19 protein-coding genes are annotated in these 21,681 nt (G+C 70.0%); 5 read left to right on the top strand and 14 right to left on the bottom strand.

Features of this window, described 5'->3' with window-relative positions:
- Positions 1–21: 21 nt before the first annotated feature.
- The 9 genes from J5V96_RS04035 to J5V96_RS03995 form a co-directional block, all read right to left on the bottom strand.
- Positions 22–435 carry an SseB family protein gene (locus J5V96_RS04035; protein ID WP_208500346.1) on the bottom strand — a complete coding sequence of 138 codons (414 nt, stop codon included), beginning with the start codon at positions 433–435 and terminating at the stop codon, positions 22–24.
- A gap of 235 nt (positions 436–670) precedes the next feature.
- Positions 671–973 (bottom strand): DUF7882 family protein, encoded by a 303-nt coding sequence (locus J5V96_RS04030; RefSeq protein ID WP_208500344.1) that lies wholly within the window; start codon positions 971–973, stop codon positions 671–673.
- 62 nt (positions 974–1,035) lie between these two features.
- On the bottom strand, positions 1,036–1,716 hold the full coding sequence (locus tag J5V96_RS04025) for a hypothetical protein (RefSeq protein WP_208500342.1): 681 nt from the start codon (positions 1,714–1,716) through the stop codon (positions 1,036–1,038).
- A 25-nt stretch (positions 1,717–1,741) separates the two neighbouring features.
- The gene (locus tag J5V96_RS04020) at positions 1,742–2,257 is read right to left on the bottom strand and encodes an amino-acid N-acetyltransferase (protein ID WP_208500340.1); all 516 of its coding nucleotides are present in this window, start codon (positions 2,255–2,257) and stop codon (positions 1,742–1,744) included.
- A gap of 326 nt (positions 2,258–2,583) precedes the next feature.
- Positions 2,584–3,657, bottom strand: a complete 1,074-nt coding sequence (locus J5V96_RS04015; RefSeq protein WP_208500338.1) for a Gfo/Idh/MocA family protein — start codon at positions 3,655–3,657, stop codon at positions 2,584–2,586.
- Positions 3,658–3,666: 9 nt separating this feature from the next.
- On the bottom strand, positions 3,667–4,845 hold the full coding sequence (locus J5V96_RS04010; RefSeq protein ID WP_236014379.1) for a Gfo/Idh/MocA family protein: 1,179 nt from the start codon (positions 4,843–4,845) through the stop codon (positions 3,667–3,669).
- Positions 4,842–6,167, bottom strand: a complete 1,326-nt coding sequence (locus J5V96_RS04005; protein ID WP_208500337.1) for an ABC transporter substrate-binding protein — start codon at positions 6,165–6,167, stop codon at positions 4,842–4,844. Before J5V96_RS04005 ends, J5V96_RS04010 begins: the two co-directional genes overlap by 4 nt.
- Before the next feature lie 53 nt (positions 6,168–6,220).
- Positions 6,221–7,129 carry a carbohydrate ABC transporter permease gene (locus J5V96_RS04000; RefSeq protein WP_208500329.1) on the bottom strand — a complete coding sequence of 303 codons (909 nt, stop codon included), beginning with the start codon at positions 7,127–7,129 and terminating at the stop codon, positions 6,221–6,223.
- A complete protein-coding gene (locus J5V96_RS03995; RefSeq protein WP_208500326.1) occupies positions 7,119–8,054 on the bottom strand; it encodes a carbohydrate ABC transporter permease in 936 nt (311 codons plus the stop codon). Before J5V96_RS03995 ends, J5V96_RS04000 begins: the two co-directional genes overlap by 11 nt.
- Before the next feature lie 116 nt (positions 8,055–8,170).
- On the opposite strand from J5V96_RS03995, the gene J5V96_RS03990 reads away from it, so the two are divergent.
- Positions 8,171–9,166 (top strand): LacI family DNA-binding transcriptional regulator, encoded by a 996-nt coding sequence (locus J5V96_RS03990; protein WP_208500324.1) that lies wholly within the window; start codon positions 8,171–8,173, stop codon positions 9,164–9,166.
- A gap of 152 nt (positions 9,167–9,318) precedes the next feature.
- Here the strand turns inward: J5V96_RS03990 and J5V96_RS03985 are convergent, their stop codons facing one another.
- Complete coding sequence (locus J5V96_RS03985; protein ID WP_208500321.1) at positions 9,319–11,838, bottom strand: ATP-dependent Clp protease ATP-binding subunit; 2,520 nt, start codon at positions 11,836–11,838, stop codon at positions 9,319–9,321.
- A gap of 251 nt (positions 11,839–12,089) precedes the next feature.
- On the opposite strand from J5V96_RS03985, the gene J5V96_RS03980 reads away from it, so the two are divergent.
- Together J5V96_RS03980 and J5V96_RS03975 are read left to right on the top strand one after the other, a co-directional pair.
- On the top strand, positions 12,090–12,815 hold the full coding sequence (locus J5V96_RS03980; RefSeq protein WP_208500320.1) for a hypothetical protein: 726 nt from the start codon (positions 12,090–12,092) through the stop codon (positions 12,813–12,815).
- Positions 12,812–13,039: a helix-turn-helix domain-containing protein gene (locus J5V96_RS03975; RefSeq protein ID WP_208500319.1), complete on the top strand. Its 228-nt coding sequence runs from the start codon at positions 12,812–12,814 to the stop codon at positions 13,037–13,039. The genes J5V96_RS03980 and J5V96_RS03975 overlap by 4 nt, the downstream gene beginning before the upstream one ends.
- Positions 13,040–13,152: 113 nt before the next feature.
- Here J5V96_RS03975 and J5V96_RS03970 read toward each other — a convergent pair whose 3' ends face one another.
- Positions 13,153–14,910: a cation:proton antiporter gene (locus tag J5V96_RS03970; RefSeq protein WP_208500318.1), complete on the bottom strand. Its 1,758-nt coding sequence runs from the start codon at positions 14,908–14,910 to the stop codon at positions 13,153–13,155.
- A 164-nt stretch (positions 14,911–15,074) separates the two neighbouring features.
- Here J5V96_RS03970 and J5V96_RS03965 point away from each other — a divergent pair, with 164 nt between their 5' ends.
- Positions 15,075–16,145, top strand: a complete 1,071-nt coding sequence (locus J5V96_RS03965) for an LLM class flavin-dependent oxidoreductase (RefSeq protein WP_208500317.1) — start codon at positions 15,075–15,077, stop codon at positions 16,143–16,145.
- A gap of 55 nt (positions 16,146–16,200) precedes the next feature.
- On the opposite strand, the gene J5V96_RS03960 is transcribed toward J5V96_RS03965, so the two are convergent.
- The 3 genes from J5V96_RS03960 to J5V96_RS03950 form a co-directional block, all read right to left on the bottom strand.
- On the bottom strand, positions 16,201–17,220 hold the full coding sequence (locus J5V96_RS03960) for a putative endonuclease domain-containing protein (RefSeq protein WP_208500316.1): 1,020 nt from the start codon (positions 17,218–17,220) through the stop codon (positions 16,201–16,203).
- Positions 17,221–17,370: 150 nt separating this feature from the next.
- Positions 17,371–18,324 carry a prephenate dehydratase gene (pheA, locus tag J5V96_RS03955; RefSeq protein WP_208500315.1) on the bottom strand — a complete coding sequence of 318 codons (954 nt, stop codon included), beginning with the start codon at positions 18,322–18,324 and terminating at the stop codon, positions 17,371–17,373.
- 97 nt (positions 18,325–18,421) lie between these two features.
- Positions 18,422–19,651 (bottom strand): MFS transporter, encoded by a 1,230-nt coding sequence (locus tag J5V96_RS03950; protein ID WP_208500314.1) that lies wholly within the window; start codon positions 19,649–19,651, stop codon positions 18,422–18,424.
- Between the two features lie 291 nt (positions 19,652–19,942).
- On the opposite strand from J5V96_RS03950, the gene pgm reads away from it, so the two are divergent.
- Positions 19,943–21,592, top strand: coding sequence for a phosphoglucomutase (alpha-D-glucose-1,6-bisphosphate-dependent) (pgm, locus tag J5V96_RS03945; RefSeq protein WP_208500313.1), 1,650 nt, complete (start codon positions 19,943–19,945; stop codon positions 21,590–21,592).
- Positions 21,593–21,681: the final 89 nt, after the last annotated feature.

Here is a 21,681-nt window from a genome sequence, read left to right as displayed (position 1 = left end):
CCGGGGTGGACGACCCGGGAGTCAGCGGCCGAGATCGAGGGCGGCGAGGAGTTCGGCGGGGCTGGCCTGCATCGGGTGGGGGCCCGCGACGTCGAGGAAGACCGTGGTGATGACATCCGCGTGCTTCGTCAGGAACGAGCGCAGCCAGTCGGATGAGAAGAGGCCCACACCTGACGGCAGGTTCTCGGGCTTGTGCGCGGCGTCGCTGAAGAGCAGCAGCGCGACCTGGCCCGTGGCCGGATCGCGGTACGTCCAGACCTCGCCGGCATCGCGCGGATCGTCGCGCTGTCCCTGCCGCAGCAGCGGCACAACGGTGTTGCCGTTGCGCAGGGCAAGGGCAACGGCCGCCATGTCCTGGCGCTCCAGGGCCTGAGCGAGGGCCTCGGAGCGGAACTCGACGTCGACGGGCTTCTTCGTGCGCTTCCTGGACACCATCTGTTCAGACTATGGCTAAGCAGATCTAACGAACTCGTCAGCGGGAACCAAGCATTCTGTCAGCTTCCAAAAACGCAGATTGATAGTGTTGACATGCCCGTCGGGTGCGGCATCGGTGGGGACTGGTGGATCTACCGCACTCTCATAGCAGGTCGGCGCTGGGCGCCCTGGGGACCTGCGCGGGACGACGTGAAAGGCCCGGAGCAATTTGGCTCCGGGCCTTCTCCGTTTCGCCTCACTCGCTGCCGATGCGCTCCGGCACGAGCGTGATGCCTCCGAGCAGGCTGGCCGACTCGGCCAGCTCCTCCAGCCAGCGGCCGTTCAGCGCGGGGCGCTCCGGCTCGTCGAACTCGAATCGCAGCGGCACCGCGGGGCTCAGCCACACCGTGCTGCGACCACCACCTCCCTGGTGCTGCAGCGACAGCGTGAAGGCCTCGCCGCGGCGCAGCTTGGAGATGATGACGACCTTCACGTGCGACAGCGCGCGGTCATCGATATCGATCGGCGTCCCCTGGGAACCGTAGAAGAGCGTGCCCATGCCCCACACCGTAGGGCTAATCCGGGTGGCACGCCAGAGCGGCAGGCCGCAGACCGGATCCGTCAGCGCAGGTAGAACTGCACCTGCCGCGCGCCCTTCACGTCGCCGAGCTCGACGGCGAGGTTGTAGGCGGCACCCCCTCCGGGCGCACGAGGACGGCTCGGGTTCGCGCAGGTCGACGGATCCGACCGCGTGCGATCCCAGGTCAGATACGGCTCCGCGCTCTCGACGGTCTGTCCCGCGGTGAGCGTGACGACGTAATCGGACGGCTCGCTCTGGCAGTCGGTCGAGCGCCACCACGTGTCCTGACCGCTGGTGATGGTGAAGCGCTGCTTGGAGGTGCCGACATCGAGGATGCAGTCGACCGATCCGGTGTTCGTCAGCTTCATGCCCAGGGTCACGGGCTTCGTCTCGAACGTCTCGCCGTGCACAACGGGCAGGAGCTCGATGACATCGGGGTCGCAGGCCTGCGGAGCCGGGGGCGCGGTGGGCGTGGCCCCAGGAGTCGGCGTGGCGGCGGGGGTTGTGGCGGCCGGCGACGGCGTGACCGGCGAGGCCGCCTCGTCGTCGGCGACCTGAGTAGGAGTCGGCTCGGGCTGCGCGAGGGCCGCGACGAGGCCGTTCCACGGCTGCGCGATCACCGCCCACACCACCGCGGCGATGACGACGAGCACGCCGAAGAGCAGCACAAGTCGGCGCCGCCGATACACGGCGGGCGAGTGTCGACGTCGCGGCTGCTCCACGCCTCCAGGGTAGGCCGGGCCGGCTTCAGAGAAGCTTGAGCATGCGCGTGTTCCCCAGAGTGTTGGGCTTCACGTGCGCGAGATCCAGGAACTCGGCCACACCCTCGTCCGGCGAGCGCACGAGCTGCGAGAAGACATCCGGATCGACGATCTGCTCGCCGATGGGCGAGAACCCGCGACGGGCGAAGAAGTCGACCTCGAACGTCAGGCAGAACAGGCGCGACAGGCCAAGCCTGCGGGCGCGCTGCTCGAGGCCCTCCACGAGCGCCTTGCCGACGCCGTGCTTCAGCCACTCGGGGTGCACAAGCAGAGTGCGCACCTCGCCGAGGTCCTCCCACATCACGTGCAGGGCGCCGCATCCGATGATCTGACCCTCGGCCTCGGCGACGAGGAACTCCTGCGTAGCCTCGTAAAGGAACACGAGGTCCTTGCCCAGCAGGATGCGCTGCTCGACCAGCGGCTGCAGCAGCCGGTGGATGTGCGCCATGTCGGCCGCGCGGGCCGGGCGCACGGTGAACGCCTGGGCAGCGGGCTCCGTCATGCCTTCAGCCTATTCGGGGGGAGCTGCCCGTTCGTCGAGCGCGCACAGAGGAACGAGCCGGGATGCCCACGCCTGCGGGAGGGCGTGGGCATCTCGACTCGCTTCGCTCGCTCGATGAACGAGGGGGGGCGCTCGCTCGATGAACGAGCGGGGGCTTGGGCATCTCGACTCGCTTCGCTCGCTCGATGAACGAGGGGGGTCGCTCGCGATGAACGAGCGGGGGGCGTGGGCATCTCGACTCGCTTCGCTCGCTCGATGAACGAGCGGGGGTAGCTCGCTCGATGAACGAGGGGGTTCCGGGCGGGGGCGTGGCGCGGGCGGCGGGGTCAGCCGGCGAGGACGCGGGCTCCGAGCTGGGCGCGCACGCTCAGCTCGGCTGCCGCGAAGGCGTGCTCCTGGGTCATGGCGTTCTCGGTGCGCTCGAGGCAGTCGAGGATCAGCTGCCCGAAGAAGGGGTAGCCCACCGTGCCGTCGGCCTGGATGTGGCGCTCCCCCTCCCCGTTGACGAGGAAGACGTTGCCCGCCCCGTCGTCGGTGCCGATGTTGATGTACTTACGCAGCTCGATGTAGCCCTCGGTGCCGAGGATGAACGTGCGGCCGTCGCCCCAGGTGCGCAGTCCATCCGGGGTGAACCAGTCGACGCGGCAGTAGCCGCTCGCGCCGTTGTCCATCACGATCGACGCCTCGCCGAAGTCGTCGAGGCCCGGATGCTGCGGGTGGGCGAAGTTGCCGATCGCCGAGTAGGCGACCTCTCCCCCCTTCGCACCGGCGAAGTGCAGCATCTGCTCGAAGTTGTGGCTGCCGATGTCGCACAGGATGCCGCCGTACTTCTCCTTCTCGAAGAACCAGTCGGGGCGCCCCGTGCCGAGGCGGTGAGGGCCAAGGCCCTGCACCTGGATGACGCGGCCGATGGCGCCGCGCTCGATCAGCTGACCGGCGAGCACGGCCGCCTCGACGTGAATGCGCTCGGAGTAGTACACGGCGTACTTCTGCCCCGTGCGCGCCGTGGCCTCGCGCGCCGCCTGCAGCTGCTCGAGCGTGGTCAGCGGCGCCTTGTCGGTGAAGTAGTCCTTGCCGGCCTCCATCACGCGCAGGCCCAGCGCGCAGCGCTCGGAGGTGACCGCGGCGCCGGCGACGAGCCGCACCTCCGGGTCGTCGAGCACCTCGGTCTCGCTGCGTGCCACCTGCACCCCGGGGTGCTGCTCGACGAAGGCCGCGACCTTCGCCGGATCCGGGTCGTACACCCAGCGCAGCGTGCCGCCGGCCGAGGCCAGCCCGCCCGTCATGCCGTGGATGTGGCCGTGGTCGAGGCCGATGGCGGCGAAGACGAACTCGCCGTCCTCGACGACCGGGGCGGGGATCGGATCCGGCGCGTACTGGGCGCCGCTCGCGTTGCTCATGCGTTCCTCTCAGGCCGTGCGCGGCTCTGCGCTGCCGCCCACGATGATCTCACCCGGCAGCTCGCCCGCAGACGCCGTCTTCTGGTAGAAGCGCGGCGCCCGGCTGACCAGCGTGCCGGTTCGGTAATACGGATCGGCCGGGTCGAGCGGGAGGGCGACGGTGCGGCCCTCGATGCCCGACTCGTAGATCGCGGTGACGAGCTCGACGGCTCGCCGGCCGGCGTGGCCGTCGATCGCCGGCGCCCGGCCGTCGCGCACCGCCGCGAGCACATCGCCGATCTGGCCGGAGTGACCCTGGTGCGCGAGCGGCACGTGCGACGCGGCGAGCGCGTCGATCCGGGCCTCCAGCTCGGGGTCGCCCCCGGCCTCGGGGAAGCCGTTCGCCGACGACTTCGACGCCGTCACCTTCCATGGCTGCGAGACGCGAGCGTCGCGCCCGTGCACCACGATCGCCTGCTCCTCGCCGTGGTGCACGACCGAGCTGGTGATCTCCGCCAGCGCCCGGTCGTACTGCAGGATCGCCACCGAGAGGTCCTCGACCTCGGCGTTCTCGTGCGCGGCGTTCGTGAGCACGGCCGTGACGAACTTGGGCGATCCGAGCATCCACAGCGTGAGGTCGAGGTGGTGGATCGCGTGGTTGAGCGTGCAGCCGCCGCCCTCCGATTCCCACGTGCCGCGCCACCACAGGTCGTAGTACGGCAGCCCGCGCCACCAGGCGGAGCTGACCTGCACGTGCGACACCGGGCCGGCGAGCCCCGAGTCGAGCACCTCCTTGAGGGTGGCCATGTCGTCGCGGAAGCGGTTCTGCGCGACGACCGACAGGATCCGGCCGCTCTGCTCGGCGGCCGCGATCATGCGGTCGCAGTCCTCCAGGGAGGGCGCCATCGGCTTCTCGACGATGACGTTGACCCCGGCCTGCAGCGCGCGGATCGCGAGCTCGGCGTGCGACGACGGCGGCGAGGCGATGCTCACGAGGTCGAGATCGGCCTCGGCGAGCATGGCGTCGAGGTCGGCCCAGGCGGTCGCGTCGTCGAGCCCGAGCTCGTCGCGACGACGCTGCGCCTTCTCCTCCACGACGTCGTAGAGCGCCACGATCCGGCACTCGTCGGGGAAGCGTTCGTACGCCTCCGCGTGGGCCGCGGCGATGCTGCCGGTGCCGATGATCCCGACCCTCAGCACGCGGCTCATCCGGCGGCCGCCGTGATCGAGGCCGTGATCTCGGCGATCATCGCCTCGGCGGCGGCGATCGGCGTCTGGCGTTCGAAGTTGACCTCCTGCTGATAGCGAAGCAGGATCGTCTGCACGTCGCTGGCGCCGTTCGGCACGATCGCGGGGGCGTCACCCAGCTTGGGCCGGCGCGACTCGGCAAACGCGACGGTCTTCTGCTCCTCCGCGGTGAGGCTGTCGCCCAGCGCGTCGATCACGTCGGAGTTGGCGGGGATTCCGCGCTCGGTGCCGATGATCGCACCGGCCTCGGGGTCGTTCACGAGGAAGTCGATGAGCAGCGCGGCCTCGGCCGGGTGCTCCGACTTCGACGAGGCCGACCAGTACATGCCCGGCTTGAAGTAGTCGTACTTCTCCTTGTCGCCGTCGAGCGTCGGGATGGGCACCAGCTCGAGGTTCGCGCCGCTCGCCGCCGCGTAGGCGGTCACGAGGGTCGACGAGGTGAACACCGTGGTGGCCTTGCCCACCGAGAAGTCGGACTGGTCGATCGGCAGCGATGCCTGCTCGGCCATGTAGGAGGCCGAGGGCGCTGCGCCGCTCTTGATCCAGTCGAGTCCGAGCTGGAAGTACGCGGCGAGCGTCTCGGGCTTGATGCTGATCTTCCCGTCGGTGAAGAGGGCATCACCGTGCTGTCGAGCGAAAAGCTGCAGCTGGTACTCGTTGCCGAGCTGACCGGTGCCGTACACCGAGCCACCGGATGCCGCGCTCACAGCCGCCGCCCACTCGCCGAACTCATCCCAGGTCCACGTGCTCGTGTCGGGCAGGGGCACGCCCACCTGGTCGATGACGTCGAGGTTGACGATGGCCGCGGTCGAGGTGGTCGAGATGGGCATCGCGTAGAGCTTGTCGTCCCACTTGCCCATGTCGAGCACGGACTCCTCGAGGCCATCCGTCTTCAGCTGGTCTGCGTACTGGCCGAGGTCGACGAGGCTGCCGCGGTCGGCGTACGAGGCGAGGTACACCTGATCCATCTGCATCACGTCGGCGGCGTTGCCGCCGGCGGTGGCCGTGGCGAGCTTCTCCCAGTAGCCGTTCCAGTCGGAGAACTCCGGCTCGATCGTGATGTTCGGGTGCTTCTCCTCGAAGAGGTCGAACACCTTCTGGGTGCGCTCGTGGCGGGCGTCGCCGCCCCACCACATCACGCGGAGGGTGACGGGCTCGTCGCTGAGAGCCGCGGGCTCGCCGCCGCCCGTGGCGGGCGCCTTCGCGACGCCGCACGCGGCGAGGCTCAGGACGGATGCCGCGGCGGCGACGCCGAGGGCGATCCGACGAATGCTGGTGTTCATAACAGCTCCTTCGCTGGTCCTGCTGTGTCAGAGGGGTGGTTAGGGGTGGGGGGTTACTTCAGGCCGGTGGTGGCGATGCCCTGCACCAGGTGCTTCTGGCCGAAGGCGAACGCGAGGATCAGGGGGATGACGGCCACGACGCTCATCGCGAACATGCCGCCGAACGACGACTGGGACTGCGCGTCGATGAACGACCTCAGCGCGATCGGCACGGTGTAGAGCTTCGGATCCGTCAGATAGATCAGCTGCGTGAAGAAGTCGTTCCACGTCCAGATGAACGTGAAGATCGCCGTGGTCGCGAGCGCCGGCTTCATCAGCGGCAGGATGATCTGGAAGAAGATGCGACCGTGACCTGCACCGTCGATCCGGGCCGCCTCATCCAGCTCCTTCGGCAGCCCGCGGATGAACTGCACCATCAGGAAGATGAAGAACGCGTCGGTCGCGAGGAGCTTCGGCAGGATCAGCGGCAGGAAGGTGCCGACGAGACCGAGCTGAGCCCACAGCACGTACTGCGGCACGATCAGCACGTGCACCGGGATCATGATCGTCACGAGCATGTACGCGAAGGCCGGCCCCTGGAACCGGAATCGCAGGCGGGCGAACGCGTAGGCCGCCATCGAGCAGCTCACGAGATTGCCGATGATGGATCCGGCCACCACGATCGCGGAGTTCCAGAGGTACAGGCTGAACGGCTTGCCGAGCGCCGTCCATCCGTACGCGTAGTTCTCGACGTGGAAGTCGGTCGGGATGATCGACGGGTTGCCGAAGATCTGACCGTCGGGACGCAGGGAGCTGACGATCATCCAGAGCACCGGATAGAGGGTGGTGAGCACGCCGAGCGCGAGCAGCACGTGCTTGAGCACGGCGCGCACGGGGCGATCGCTGCGCGCGCGCAGGCGGCGCGGCGGGACACCGGCGGTGACGACGGTGCGGGTCGTGGGGCGGTCGATCTCAGTCGTCATAGTGAACCCAGTACTTCGAGAGCCAGAAGTTGATCGCCGTGATCACGCCGATGATGAGCACCAGCAGCCACGCGAGGGCCGACGCGTACCCCATCCGGAAGGATCCGAATCCCTCCTGGTAGAGGTACAGCGTGTAGAAGAGCAGCGAGTCGGACGGGGCGCCGGTGCCGCCGGAGACGATGAAGGCCTGCGTGAACGACGAGAACGAGTTGATGATCGCGAGCACCAGGTTGAAGAAGATGATCGGCGTCAGCAGCGGCAGGGTGATCGAGGCGAATCGGCGCCACGTGGTCGCGCCGTCGGTGGCTGCGGCCTCGTAGAGCTCGGTCGGGATCTGGCGCAGGCCCGCCAGGAAGATCACCATGGGCGATCCGAACGTCCAGATGTGCAGCAGGATGATCGTCATCAGCGAGGTGTCGGGGTTGCCGATCCAGCTCATGTCGGTGTGGATGCCGATGAGCGCCAGGCTCGCGTTGATGAGGCCGTCGCCGCCGAACACCAGACGCCACAGCACCGCGATGGCGACGGAGGAGCCCAGCAGGCTCGGCAGGTAGAACGCCGAGCGGTAGAAGGCGCGGCCCCGCAGTCCGCGGTCGAGCAGCAGCGCGAGCAGCAGGGCCACGGCCAGCTGGCCCGGCACGCCGACGATCACGTACACGAAGGTCACCAGCAGCGACTTGTGCAGGCGGGCGTCGGTGAGCATCCGCTCGAAGTTGGCCGTGCCGATCCAGTTCGCGCTCTCGAGCAGGTTGTAGTCGGTGAACGCCAGATACAGCGACGCCAGGATCGGGCCCAGCGTCAGCAGCACGGCACCGATGACCCAGGGCCCGAGGAACGCGAGGGCGGCCTTGTTGTCGGGTGTCGCGCGCGCTGCGCGCCCCCTGCCGCGGTTGTGGGCGAGCTGCCGGAGCTCGGCTATGGACATGTGCACCTCCTCGTCGAGGTTTGAGGGACCCCGTCGTCATCGACGAGGTGATACGTAACACGTGATGCGTATCACTATGGTGGGGAGAAAGATCGTTGTCAAGGAAGAGGGATCCGATGAGCATGCCGACCAGCAGGGACGTCGCGCGGCTCGCCGGTGTCTCACAGACCACGGTCTCGTACGTGCTGAACGGCCGCGGCAACGTCTCGGACGCCACCCGGGAGCGTGTGCTCGGGATCGCCGCCGAGATCGGGTACCGCCCGAACCAGGCGGCGCGCTCGATGCGCACCCGGCGCTCGGGACGCATCGCCGTGATCATGGGCGCGGGCATCGAGAGCCACATGCAGCTGCTCGCGGGGGCCAGCGAGGTGGCACAGCAGGCCGGCTACGCCGCCGAGAGCCACCACATCGACGGCACGCCGGACGACCGCGGCGAGCGGGTGCTCGACCTCGCCGCGAGCGGACAGTACGAGGGCATCCTGACGATCGCACCCGTGCCCGACGAGCTGGCGGCTCCGGTGGGAAGCGACTGCGTGATCGTGCCCGCCGCGACCTTCGACGCCGAGCTGCACAGCATGGGTCCGCTCGCCGACGCCACCCTCATCGGCACCTTCGTCGAGACCCTCGCCGCGGCCGGCCACCGCACCTTCGTGCACATCGCCGGCCCGGACGACTACGTCTCGGCGCGAGCGCGCGCCGCCGCGTACACCGAGGCCGTGGAGCGTCTCGGCCTGCGCTCGCTCGGGCTGATCGGCGGCTCGTGGGGGGCCGAGACCGGGCGCCGCGCCATCCTGGATCTTCCCGCGCAGGACGAGACGATCGCCGTCATCGCCGGCAACGACGACCTCGCGATCGGCGTGCTGCGCGGCGCGGCCGAGCGCGGCTGGTCACTGCCGGATGACCTCGTGGTCACCGGATGGGACAACCACGAGTTCGGCGCCTACACGACCCCCGCGATCACCACGGTCGCCATGGACTTCCGCGAGGCCGGCCGCCGTGCGATGCGCCGCCTGGTCGCCGCACTCGGCCACACCACCCCGCCCCCCGAGGAGCAGGGCCTGATGCGCATCGTCTGGCGCGAGTCGACGGGCGAGCTGCCGACCGCCGGCTGACGGCAGCCGGATGACGGCGGCCGGATGATCCGGCCGGATGACGGCGGGCCGGATGACCCGGCCGGCCACCGCCTCGCCTCGTGCCACCGCGGGCACGACGAAGGGGGCGCCACCTCGCGGTGACGCCCCCTTCGGGCGCGGATCGGATCCGGTCAGCTCGCGGCGATGTCCGGCGTGGCCGGGATCGCGGGAGCCGAGGTGATCCCGACCGCGACGCGCTCGCCGCGCGGCGCGCTCTGGAACACGAACTTGCCGTCCTCGACGTCGACCTCGATGTGGTGACCGGTGTCGAGCGTGCCGTTCAGGATCCGCTCCGAGAGCTGGTCCTCGATCTGGTGCTGCATCGCGCGACGCAGCGGACGGGCGCCGAGCGCCGGATCGAAGCCGATCTCGATGAGACGCTCCTTCGCGGCCTGCGACAGGACGATCGTCATGTCGCGGTCGAGGAGTCGCGTGTTCAGGCGCTTCGTGAACAGGTCGACGATCTGCACCAGCTCGGGCTTGCTCAGCTGCGGGAAGACGATGATGTCGTCCACGCGGTTGAGGAACTCGGGCTTGAAGTGGCGCTTGAGCTCCTCGTCGACCTTGCCCTTCATGCGCTCGTAGGTCGTGGTGGTGTCACCCTCGACCTGGAAGCCGACCGGACCACCGGCGATCGCCGACGATCCGAGGTTCGTCGTCATGATGATCACGGTGTTCTTGAAGTCGACCACGCGGCCCTGACCGTCGGTCAGGCGACCCTCCTCGAGGATCTGCAGCAGCGAGTTGAAGATGTCCGGGTGGGCCTTCTCGATCTCGTCGAAGAGCACGACCGAGAACGGCTTGCGGCGCACCTTCTCGGTGAGCTGGCCGCCCTCTTCGAAGCCGACGAATCCGGGAGGGGCGCCGAAGAGGCGCGAGACCGTGTGCTTCTCGCCGAACTCCGACATGTCGAGGGAGATCAGCGCGCCCTCGTCGTCGAACAGGAACTCGGCGAGCGCCTTGGCGAGCTCGGTCTTTCCGACACCCGTGGGGCCGGCGAAGATGAACGAGCCCGAGGGGCGCTTCGGGTCCTTGAGGCCGGCGCGCTGGCGGCGGATCGTCTTCGACAGGGCGGCGATCGCCTCCTCCTGACCGATGACGCGCTCGTGCAGCGCCTTCTCCATGAAGACGAGACGCGAGGTCTCCTCCTCGGTCAGCTTGAACACCGGGATGCCCGTGGCCTGCGCCAGCACCTCGGCGATCAGGCCCTCGTCGACCGTGGCGGCCGTGGTGACATCCCCCGAGCGCCACTGCTTCTCGAGACGCAGGCGCTCGGCGAGCAGCGACTTCTCCTCGTCGCGCAGCGACGCGGCCTTCTCGAAGTCCTGCTCCTCCGACGCGGCCTCCTTGGCCTCGCGCACCTTGGCGATCTTCTCGTCGAACTCGCGCAGCTCCGGCGGCGACGACAGGATCGACAGGCGCAGGCGGGCGCCGGCCTCGTCGAGCAGGTCGATGGCCTTGTCGGGCAGGAAGCGGTCGGAGACGTAGCGGTCGGAGAGGTTCGCGGCGGCGACGATGGCGCCATCCGTGATCTGCACCTTGTGGTGCGCCTCGTAGCGGTCGCGCAGGCCCTTGAGGATGTTGATGGCGTGCGGCAGCGAGGGCTCCGCGACGTTCACCGACTGGAAGCGGCGCACGAGGGCCGCGTCCTTCTCGAAGTGCTTGCGGTACTCGTCGAGCGTCGTGGCGCCGATCGTCTGCAGCTCGCCGCGGGCGAGCATCGGCTTCAGGATCGACGCGGCGTCGATCGCGCCCTCGGCGGCACCCGCGCCGACGAGCGTGTGGATCTCGTCGATGAAGATGATGATGTCGCCGCGCGTGCGGATCTCCTTGGTCACCTTCTTCAGGCGCTCCTCGAAGTCACCGCGGTATCGCGAACCGGCGATGAGGGATCCGAGATCCAGCGAGTAGAGCTGCTTGTCCTTCAGCGTCTCGGGCACGTCGCCCTTGACGATCGCCTGCGCGAGGCCCTCGATGACGGCGGTCTTGCCGACGCCGGGCTCGCCGATGAGGACGGGGTTGTTCTTGGTGCGACGCGAGAGGATCTGCATGACCCGCTCGATCTCCTTCTCGCGCCCGATGACCGGGTCGAGCTTGTTGTCGCGCGCGGCCTGCGTGAGGTTGCGACCGAACTGGTCGAGCACCTGCGAGCCGCCCTTGGCGCCATCCGACTCGTTCTGGCTGCCGGCGTTGACACCCACGGGCTCCTTGCCCTGGTAGCCCGAGAGCAGCTGGATGACCTGCTGGCGCACCTTGTTGAGGTCGGCGCCGAGCTTGACCAGCACCTGGGCCGCGACGCCCTCGCCCTCGCGGATGAGGCCGAGCAGGATGTGCTCGGTGCCGATGTAGTTGTGGCCGAGCTGCAGCGCCTCGCGCAGTGACAGCTCGAGCACCTTCTTGGCGCGCGGGGTGAAGGGGATGTGGCCGGTGGGCTGCTGCTGCCCCTGGCCGATGATGTCCTGCACCTGCTCGCGCACGGCGTCCAGCGAGATGCCGAGTGACTCGAGCGCCTTCGCGGCGACGCCCTCGCCCTCGTGGATCAGCCCGAGCAGGATGTGCTCGGTGCCGATGTAGTTGTGGTTGAGCATCTTCGCCTCTTCCTGGGCGAGGACGACCACACGACGGGCACGGTCGGTGAATCTCTCGAACATCTCACTCCTCCTGGGCGCTGGGGCCAGTGGCGGCGCAGGCCCCACCTGGGGCCGCGTCGTGGTTCAACGGTAACGAGAGGCCGGGCGCCGTAGGCCGGTGTTCGCCGTGGGCATAGCGGAGGGGCTGGGGGCTTGCGCACGCGGGCCGGCGCGGTCCGGCGCCGCGGGCGGCGCCTCACGAGGAGGCTTGTGTTATCGAAAGTCGTTGCCATATCGTCGATCGATAACAACGAATGTCGTTAAGGAGCTCTATGAACGCGGCGGGACTCACCGTGGGCGAGGCGCTGATGTGGCTCGCGGTCTTCGTGGGCGTGCTCGCACTGATCATCGGCGTCGTCGTGTGGCGCGGGCGGCGGCGCGGACGGAAGGGGATCGCCCTCGACATCGCCTTGACGCTGTCGGCGTGGTGGCTGTTGGGCGTGACCTTCTTCGCGGTGATGCAGACGATCCAGCTCGTCACGGCGCCGTGGACGGCGGTGACCTCGAGCGACGCCTACGCCGACTGGGGCTCCGACTCGACGTGCGCCGGCATGTCCCCGGAGACCGGACCCGCGCTCGACTGCGCAGGGATCGATTCGATGCGGTTCACCCTGGTGGGCATCAGCCTCGGCGCGAAGCTGCTTCTGCTGGGTGGGCAGCTGCTCACCTCCGTCCTGCTCGCGCTGCCGGCGGCGCTGCTCGCCGTCATCGCGTGGAACGCGCTGCGGGGGCGGCCGTTCGCCCCGGCCGTGGCGCGATGGCTCTACCTCGGTGCCGGCGTGGTGCTCGTGGCGGGCATCGGCGCCGCCATCCTGACCTCTCTCGGCACGCACACGGCACTGCACGAGGTGCTGCCCGCCGACGGGGTGCAGGCGCCGTCGATCGTGCGGTTCGCGGTCGATCCGCTCATCCTCGGCGGCGCGGTGGTCGCGGCCGCGCTCGGCGCGGTGTTCCAGCATGGCGCACGGCTGCAGAAGGAGACGGAGGGGCTGGTGTGAGCCCGGCCGACGAGGATCCGACCGGGGTGCACTGCCGCCTCGACGAGCTGCTCGCCGAGCGTGGGATGACGCTCACGCGACTGAGCGAGCTCGTGGGCGTGAGCATCGTGAACCTGTCGATCCTGAAGAACGACAAGGCGCGGGCGATCCGGTTCTCCACGCTCATCGCCGTCTGCCAGGCGCTCGACTGCGAGATCGGCGAGCTGCTGGTCCGCGCCGACTGATCTCGGGCCGGCGCGGTCCGGCGCCGCGGGCGGCGCCTCGCGAGGAGATCTCCCTTCCCGAGGGCCGGATCGGGCGGGGCCGCCCGGATGCGGGGAGATCTCCTCGCGAGGGATCAGTCGCGCGCGATCGCGCCGCGGGTGTCGAGGGCGAGCTCCTCGGCGTCGAGCGCGGTCATCAGCTCGCGCATGACCTCCTCGCCGAGGTTGCCGCGGTCGCGCTCCTCGATGAGGGTCGCGCGGCGGCAGTCCAGCCAGCCACGGCGCAGGGCCACAACGTCGTCGCGCGTCGGACCGGCCGGCGACTCGGGCTGCTCGTCGAGCACCTCCGCCGCGTTCTCCGAGCCGCGCTCGACGCGCACCAGCGCGAGCGCGAGCTCATCGAACCGGCCGATCGCCTCCGGCCCGAAGCGGTGCACCCACTCCTCGCGGTTGGCGCGGAGGTAGGCCTTGCCGACCTCGAGGTTGCGGGCGCGGATGGCCTCGACCTGGCGGTCGTCCTGGCGGCGTTCGTCGTCGTCGCCCACGCCGAGCCGCTTGATCAGCGGCGCGAGCGTCAGGCCCTGCAGCAGCAGCGTGCCGACCGTGACCACGAAGGCCACGACGATGAGCTTCTGCACGTGCGAGTGCGGCATCGCCTCCGCGGTCAGGTCGGGAAGCGCCGCGGCCATCGCCAGCGTCACCACGCCGCGCATGCCCGCCCACGACAGCACGGCCCGCTCCTGCACCGACAGGGTCGGCTCGAACGCACGCTGACGGAGGTTGCGCTCGTTCACCTCGATCCCACGCCGTGCCAGCGCGGCCCGGCGCTTCCTGATGAGGCGAGCGCCCGGATGATCCGGATTCTGGCGGAACGCCTCGACCGAGTGCTTCCAGCGCATGATCTTCATGCCCTGCCACATGCGCCCCCACGCGTAGCTCGCGTAGACGAACAGGGGACGGATCAGCAGCACGGTCGCCAGCACTCCGGCCGAGAGCGCGATCGTGACCCCCGCCTTGTCGCGGCCGAGCTCGAGCAGCACGTGCGGCAGCTGCAGACCGATGTAGGCGAACACGAAGCTCTCGAGCAGGAAGTCGACCGACAGCCAGATCGGCCGATCCTGCTGACGGGTCGTGTAGCTCGTCTTCGGAGATTGGAACCCGACGAACAGGCCCATCGCGACGACCGCGAGCACGCCGGATCCGCCCAGGTGCTCGGCGATGGCGTAGGCGCCGAAGGGCACGATCAGGCCCGCGGTGCCGACGACAACCGGATCGTCGAGGTGCACGCGCAGCTTGTGCAGCACCAGCCCGAAGGCGAGGCCGATGCCCACACCCACCACGACCGCGACGATGAACTGCCAGACGCCGTCCCACACGGTCACGGCCGCGCCCGCGACGACCGCGGCGAACACGCGCACCAGCACGAGCGAGGTGGCGTCGTTGATGAGGCTCTCGCCCGACATCACGGTCATCAGCCGGCGGGGCAGCCCCAGCTTGCGGCCGATCGCGGCGGCCGACACCGCATCCGGCGGTCCGACGATCGCCCCCAGCAGCAGCGCGCCGGCCAGCCCCAGCTCGGGCATGATCCACCAGGCGACCAGGCCGACCGCGACCGTTGTGGTGAGCACCAGGCCCACCCCGAGGCGCCGGATGTGCGGCAGGCTGCGGGCGAAGCCGGTGAAGGAGACCTCAAGCGCCGCCGAGTACAGCAGCGGCGGCAGCGTCAGATTCAGCAGCAGATGACCGTCGATGTCGATCAGGGGAACCGCCGGGATCAGCGACACAAGCGCCGCCGCGACCGTCACGACCAGGGGCGCCGGAAGCCCACGCCATCGCGCGAACGCTCCGACCGCGAGCGCACCGACGAGCACGTAGAAGATCTCGGCGTTCATGTTTTCAGGCTATCTGCGGCGTCGTAGGAGTCGCCCGACCCCGTCGCGACGACGTCGCGCTCGCGCCGTCGATGGCTCGAAGGAGGCGCCCGACGCGCCGCCCGACGCGCCGTGCGACCGCCGTCGCGGGAATGCGATCCGGATCGGGATGGTTGCGCACGAGGATGAGCGAGACGCGGAACCCTGCCCTGTCGGTCCTCGATCTGGTGCCCGTGCGGTCGCTGCCGGACGGCACGCGGCAGTCGAGCGCGCAGGCGGTGGAGGCGTCGATGGCGCTCGCGCAGCGCGCCGACGAGCTCGGCTACCGGCGCTACTGGTTCGCCGAGCACCACAACATGCCCGCGGTCGCCTCGACCGCCCCGCCCGTGCTGATCGCGGCCGCGGCGGTGCGCACGCGGCGCATCCGGGTCGGATCCGGCGGTGTGATGCTGCCGAACCACGCGCCCCTGATCGTCGCCGAGCAGTTCGCCGCCCTGGAGGCGCTCGCCCCGGGCCGCATCGACCTCGGCATCGGCCGCGCCCCGGGAAGCGACCCCGTGATCACCCAGCTGCTGCGCCGGTCCGGCACCACGAGCGAGGTGGATCAGTTCCCGCAGCACGTCGCCGACATCCAGGCCCTCGCGAGCCCCGAGGGGGCCACGCTGCGCTTCACGAGCGGCGGCGAGTACGGCGTGCACGCCACCCCGTCGGCGGAGGGATCGCCCGAGGTCTGGCTGCTCGGATCATCCGACTACTCCGCCACGCTCGCCGCGGCCAAGGGCCTGCCCTACGTCTTCGCGAACCACTTCGCGGGCGACGGCCTCGAGCGGGCGATGTCGCTCTACCGGCAGCAGTTCACGCCCTCGGACGTGCTGCAGGAGCCGAAGTCGTTCATCACCGCCAACGTGGTGGCGTCGCCCACCGCGGAGGAGGCCGAGGAGCGCGCCCTCCCCCAGCTGCGCCAGTTCGCGCGCCTGCGCACCAACAAGCCGATGCGCCCGCTGGAGACGGTCGAGGAGGCGCTCGCCGCCGACTCGGATGCCCTCGAGCAGTCGATGGTCGCGCAGAACCGCGCGCGCTGGTTCGTGGGCGCGGCAGCGGATGTCGCGGCGCGTCTCGCGGAGTTCGCCGGGAAGCACGGCGTCGACGAGGTCATGATCAGCCCCGCCGCCGGGTCGTACGCCGCCGAGGCACTGGACGCCTCCGTCGGCCGCGTCCAGACGCTCGAGCTGCTCGCGGAGCACCTGCCGGCCTGAGCGTCGGGCAAAGGTGTGAGAGATGGCGGCCCCGGGCTCCCGGAACCGCCATCTCTCATACCTTTCCGCGCTCCTGCCGGGCGATGGCGTCGCGAACGCGCTTGGTGATCCACACCGACGGATCCCGGCGCCCGCGGAAGTCCGCCGCCGTGAAGTGGACGACGTCCCAGTGCAGGTCGGACAGCCACTCGCGCTTGGCGATGTCCCGCTCGAACTGCGCCTGCGTGCGGTGGCCGCTGCCGTCGTACTCGATGCCGACCCTCAACGCCGGATATGCGAGGTCGAGACACGCGACGAAGGATCCGTCCGGCGCGACCACGTCGTAGTCGAGCTTGGGCTCAGGCAGGCCGGCCTCGACCAGGATCAGCCGCAGCTCGGTCTCTCGCGGGGAAGACGCTCCGGTGCGCGCGCGGGCGAGCGCGCGGCGCAGTCGCTCGGCGCCGCGTCGCCGGCCGATCGCGGCCGTGAGCTGATCGCGGGTGGCGTATGCGGCGCGCTCGGGCGGCCGGAACCCGCCGGGGTGACGCGGGATCCGGATCAGGTGATCCGCGGCGATGACGAGATCGCGCTCCTCCAGCTCGGTGCCGAGCATCGCCCACGTCGCCGCTCGATCGGTCACCCGCATGCCGTCGACCTCCACGACCGGTGCCAGGGCGGGATCCACGTGGATGCCCCGCACGTTCGCTCGGCGCACCACGGAGCGCGGCTTGTGCACGCCGACCACCAGAGGCCTCAGCTCGCGCGGACCGGATGCGGCCCGGCGCCACGGCTCCGAGTGCTGGTGCGCCGGGAGGGGGATGCCGTGCACCATCGCCGCCGTGATCCCGGCGAAGAAGGCGTGCTCGGAGAGCACGGTGGCGAGCTCGCGCGCGCGAGCCAGCACCCGGTCACGTTCCCTCGCCACCGGAGGTCGATCCGGATCCGGATCGCGAGCGATGTCGAGGCGAGACCGCGCGCCATACGCGGTGGAGCGGAGATCCGGACCTCGTGTGCGCCACCGGGTCATGCCGGCCTCCCGCGCCTCGCGAACGGAGAACGCGGCGCCCAGCGCCTCGGGAAGGGGGCGTCTCGTCATCCCCTCACGGTGCCGGATCCGGCGTGCGCCCCTCGCTCACTCTCCACAGGCACCGGACGGTATGAGAGATGGCGGCCCCGGGCTCCCGGAACCGCCATCTCTCATACCTTCCGCGCGGCGCGCAGCGCGGCACCGCGCGGGGAGCGCGGCTCAGACGTCGGGCTCGCCCGAGATGAGGCCGCGGAGCCAGTCGCGCGCCTCGACGAAGACCTCGTCGCTGTAGTGGTCGGAGTACTTGATGATCGCGCGGTCGGCCCGCGGATACGAGCCGAGGAAGACCACCTTCGGGCTGAAGCGACGCAGGCCCATCAGCGCGTCGGCCATCCGCTCGTCGGCGACATGGCCGTCGGCGTCGATGACGAAGCGATAGCGCCCGAGGGAGTCGCCGATCGGACGCGACTGGATGAGGCTCAGGTTGATGCCGCGCGTCGAGAACTGCTCCAGCATCTCGAGCAGGGTTCCGGCGCGGTCCTCGGGCAGCTCGACGATGACGCTCGTCTTGTCGGCGCCCGTCGGCGCGGGCGGCGGCACGGGTCCGGTGACGAGCAGGAAGCGGGTGACCGCATCCGGGTTGTCGATGAGCGCCTCGGCGAGCACCTCGACGTCGTGGTGGTCGGTGATCCCGGGGGGAGAGATCGCGGCCTGCGCGCCGGACGTGCCGTCGAGCACGCCGATCGTGCTGGCGACGTTGCTGGCCGCCGGCACGTGCTGGTGCTCGGGCAGGTGCTCGCTCAGCCATCCCAGGCACTGCGCGTAGGCGACGGGGTGGGCGGCGACGAGCGACACGTCCTCGAGCTTGGTGCCGGGCTTTGCGACCAGCACGAACGAGACGGGCACGAGGTACTCGCCCACGATGCGCAGATTCGGGATCTTCGCCAGGGCGTCCTGCGCGGTCGAGACGCCTCCGTCGATCGAGTTCTCGATCGCGATCATCGCGCCGTCGCTGCGGCCGGCTGCCACGTCGGCGAGCGCCTCGGCGACGTTGTGCACGGGCCGCCAGATCTGACCGCGAGCCTCGGGCACCTGGCTGAGCGCCGCCTCGGTGAAGGTGCCGGCCGGTCCCAGGTAGCTGTAGGTGCGACGGGGAGCGGCTTTGGGCGACATGCGCACAAGACTAACGCCGCGCTCGAACCTCCCACGGACGCCCCCGCCCGCCGCGACCACCTCGGTCGGCGACGGGCGGAGCCCCTCGCGAGAGCGGTCAGACGCGCTCCGCCCGCGCCTGCGCGGCGTCATCCACGGCGGCCCTGCGCGGGTTCGGCATCTGCAGGATGACCAGCACCGCGATGACCGCGGCGCCGCCATACAGGAAGAAGGCTCCCGGGTACGCGGTGCCCGCGGCCACCATCAGGCCCGTGATGTACGGGCCCACGATCGCGCCGAAGCGCCCGATGCCGGATGCCAGCCCGATGCCGGTCGCGACGAGGTCGCGGGGGTAGACGTGCCCGGCGTAGACGTACATCAGGCTCTGCGCGCTGAAGACGAACACACCGGTGACGAAGATCACGGCGGTCAGCACCACCTGGCTGCCGAACGGGATCGCGAGGAGCACGAGGAACAGCGCGGAGGCCGCGAACCACAGCACGGCGACGCCCTTGATGCCCTTGGCGTCGGCGGCGAAGGCGCTGATGATCAGCCCGGCGATCGCACCGAGGTTGAGCACGAAGAGCATGACCAGCGAGTCGGCGACGGGATAGCCGGCGGCGCCCATGATCTTGGGCAACCAGGCGTTGAGGCCGTAGACGAGCACAAGGCCCATGAACGCCGCGATCCACAGCCCGATCGACGAGCGCAGGTACTTCGCCTTCACCACGTCCGAGAAGGTGCTGCGCGCCGCTCCCGCCGGGGCCGCATCGGCGTCGGGCAGCTTGACCCAGAGCACGGCGAGCAGCACGAGCCCGAGCCCGCCGCCCAGGTAGTAGAGGGCCGACCACTCGATCCCCGCCGCGCGGCCCGCGAGCGAGGCGAGCACTGCGCCGAGGTGGTAGCCGACCATGGGCAGGTTGTTGGCGAGCGCGCGCCGGCCGACGGGAGCGTTCTCCTGCATCATCGCGAGCGCCACGGGCATGCATCCGCCCAGGCCGAGGCCCGCGATGAAGCGCACGGCGCCCATAAGCACCGGATCCGGCATCAGCGGGAACAGCAGGGTGAAGACCGAGAACACGAGCACGGCGAGCAGCAGCGGACGGCGACGGCCGAACCGGTCGGCGAGGCGCCCCATAAACGCGGCGCCCACGCCGACACCGACGAGCGAGAACGTGTTCACCCAGTTCATCGCCTCGACCGAGTAGCCGCCCACGGCGGGATCGGTGAGCACCGGGATCGTCGCGCCGAGCGCCACGATGTCGTATCCCTCGAACACGACGATGAGGAAGCACAGGATCGCGATCCAGGTCTTGCTGACGGGTGTTCTTGCGACATCCTGCAACATGAAGACGACTTCGTCCTTTCGTTCGCCCGCGCGGCTGTGCGCGGGTCGGAGAGCCGCGTCATCGTCACACGCGTACAGCGCGATTCCCGGCTTGCTGTCCCACTGATCAGGAGCCTCTACGGCACACCTCCCGCCGAGTGGGCCCGTAAATCGACCCGATTCGGCGAATCCGCGGTGTTCCCGCGGTGAGGTCGGCACCGCGACCCGTCGCCGTCTGTCGAACCGGGGCCTCGCTGTCAAGCGCGGGCGCCCCATATGGCGCAGCCGCGGCGACGTGGAAGACTGTGCGCCATGACGAGCCGAGCCGGACATCCCGCTGACGCATCCGATCTCATCGATGTCGACGAGCTGATCAACGCGTACTACGACCGGATCCCGGATCCGTCGGTGCCCACGCAGCGCGTCGCCTTCGGCACGAGCGGTCACCGCGGATCGAGCCTCACCACGAGCTTCAATGAGCAGCACATCCTCGCCACCACGCAGGCGATCGTCGACTACCGGCGCGCGCAGGGCATCCAGGGCCCGCTGTTCCTCGGACGCGACACCCATGCCCTCTCGCTGCCCGCCGAACGCAGCGCCATCGAGGTGCTGGTCGCCAACGGCATCGACGTGCGCATCGACGCGCGCGACGCCTGGGTGCCGACGCCGGCGCTGAGCCACGCGATCCTGGCCTACAACAAGGGGCGCGCGGCCGATGACGCGGGCCGCGCCGACGGCATCGTCGTCACCCCGAGCCACAACCCGCCGGCCGACGGCGGCTTCAAGTACAACCCGCCCCACGGCGGCCCCGCGGACACCGACGCGACCTCGTGGATCGCCCAGCGCGCCAACCAGCTGATCGAGGCGGGTCTCGAAGGCGTCGCGCGCGAGCGCTTCTCGGACATCGACTTCGACGCGCTGGCGGCCGGCGGCTACGACTTCCGCGACGCGTACGTGCGCGACCTCGCCGACATCATCGACCTCGACGCCATCCGCCGCGCCGGCGTGCGCATCGGCGCCGATCCGCTCGGTGGCGCATCCGTGGAGTACTGGGCGCTGATCGCCGAGGTGCACGGCCTCGACCTCACGGTCGTGAACCCGGATGTCGACCCGACCTGGCGTTTTATGACGCTCGACTGGGACGAGAAGATCCGGATGGATCCGTCGTCTCCGTCGGCCATGGCCTCGCTCGTCGCCAAGAAGGCCGACTTCGACATCCTGACCGGCAACGACGCGGACGCCGATCGCCACGGCATCGTCACGCCCGACGCCGGCCTGATGAACCCGAATCACTTCCTCGCGGTCGCGATCGAGTACCTCTTCTCCCACCGCCCGGGCTGGTCTGCCGACGCCGCGGTCGGCAAGACGCTCGTCTCGTCGATGATGATCGACAAGGTCGCCGCCTCCCTCGGCCGCACGCTGCTCGAGGTGCCGGTGGGCTTCAAGTGGTTCGTGCCGGGGCTCATCGACGGATCCGTCGCCTTCGGCGGCGAGGAGTCGGCGGGCGCCTCGTTCCTGCGCAAGGACGGCAGCGTCTGGACCACCGACAAGGACGGCATCCTGCTCTGCCTGCTGGCCGCGGAGATCCTTGCGGTGACGGGCAAAACGCCCTCGCAGCGCTACGCGGAGCTCGAGGCCGAGTACGGCGCCTCGTCGTACCAGCGCGTCGACGCCCCGGCCACGCCGGATCAGAAGGCGGCCCTCGGAAAGCTCGGCCCCGAGGCTGTGTCGGCCACCACGCTCGCCGGCGAGGAGATCACCGCCAAGCTGTCGCAGGCGCCCGGCAACGGCGCGGCCATCGGCGGGCTCAAGGTGCAGACCGCGCATGCGTGGTTCGCCGCGCGCCCGTCGGGCACCGAAGACGTCTACAAGCTGTACGCCGAGTCGCTGCTCGGCGACGAGCACCTGAAGCAGGTGCAGGATGAGGCCCGCGCGGTCGTCTCGGCGGCGCTCGGCGGCTGATCCGGCCGCGCTGCCCACGCGTCACGCGGTGACGGAGGGGCCGGATGGGGACACCTCCCCATGCGGCCCCTCCGTCGTTCACCCCGCGT

The organism is Microbacterium stercoris (genome assembly GCF_017592545.1).
In the GTDB taxonomy this organism is placed as follows: Bacteria; Actinomycetota; Actinomycetes; order Actinomycetales; family Microbacteriaceae; genus Microbacterium; species Microbacterium stercoris.
This window is presented reverse-complemented; position numbering and strand designations above follow the sequence as displayed.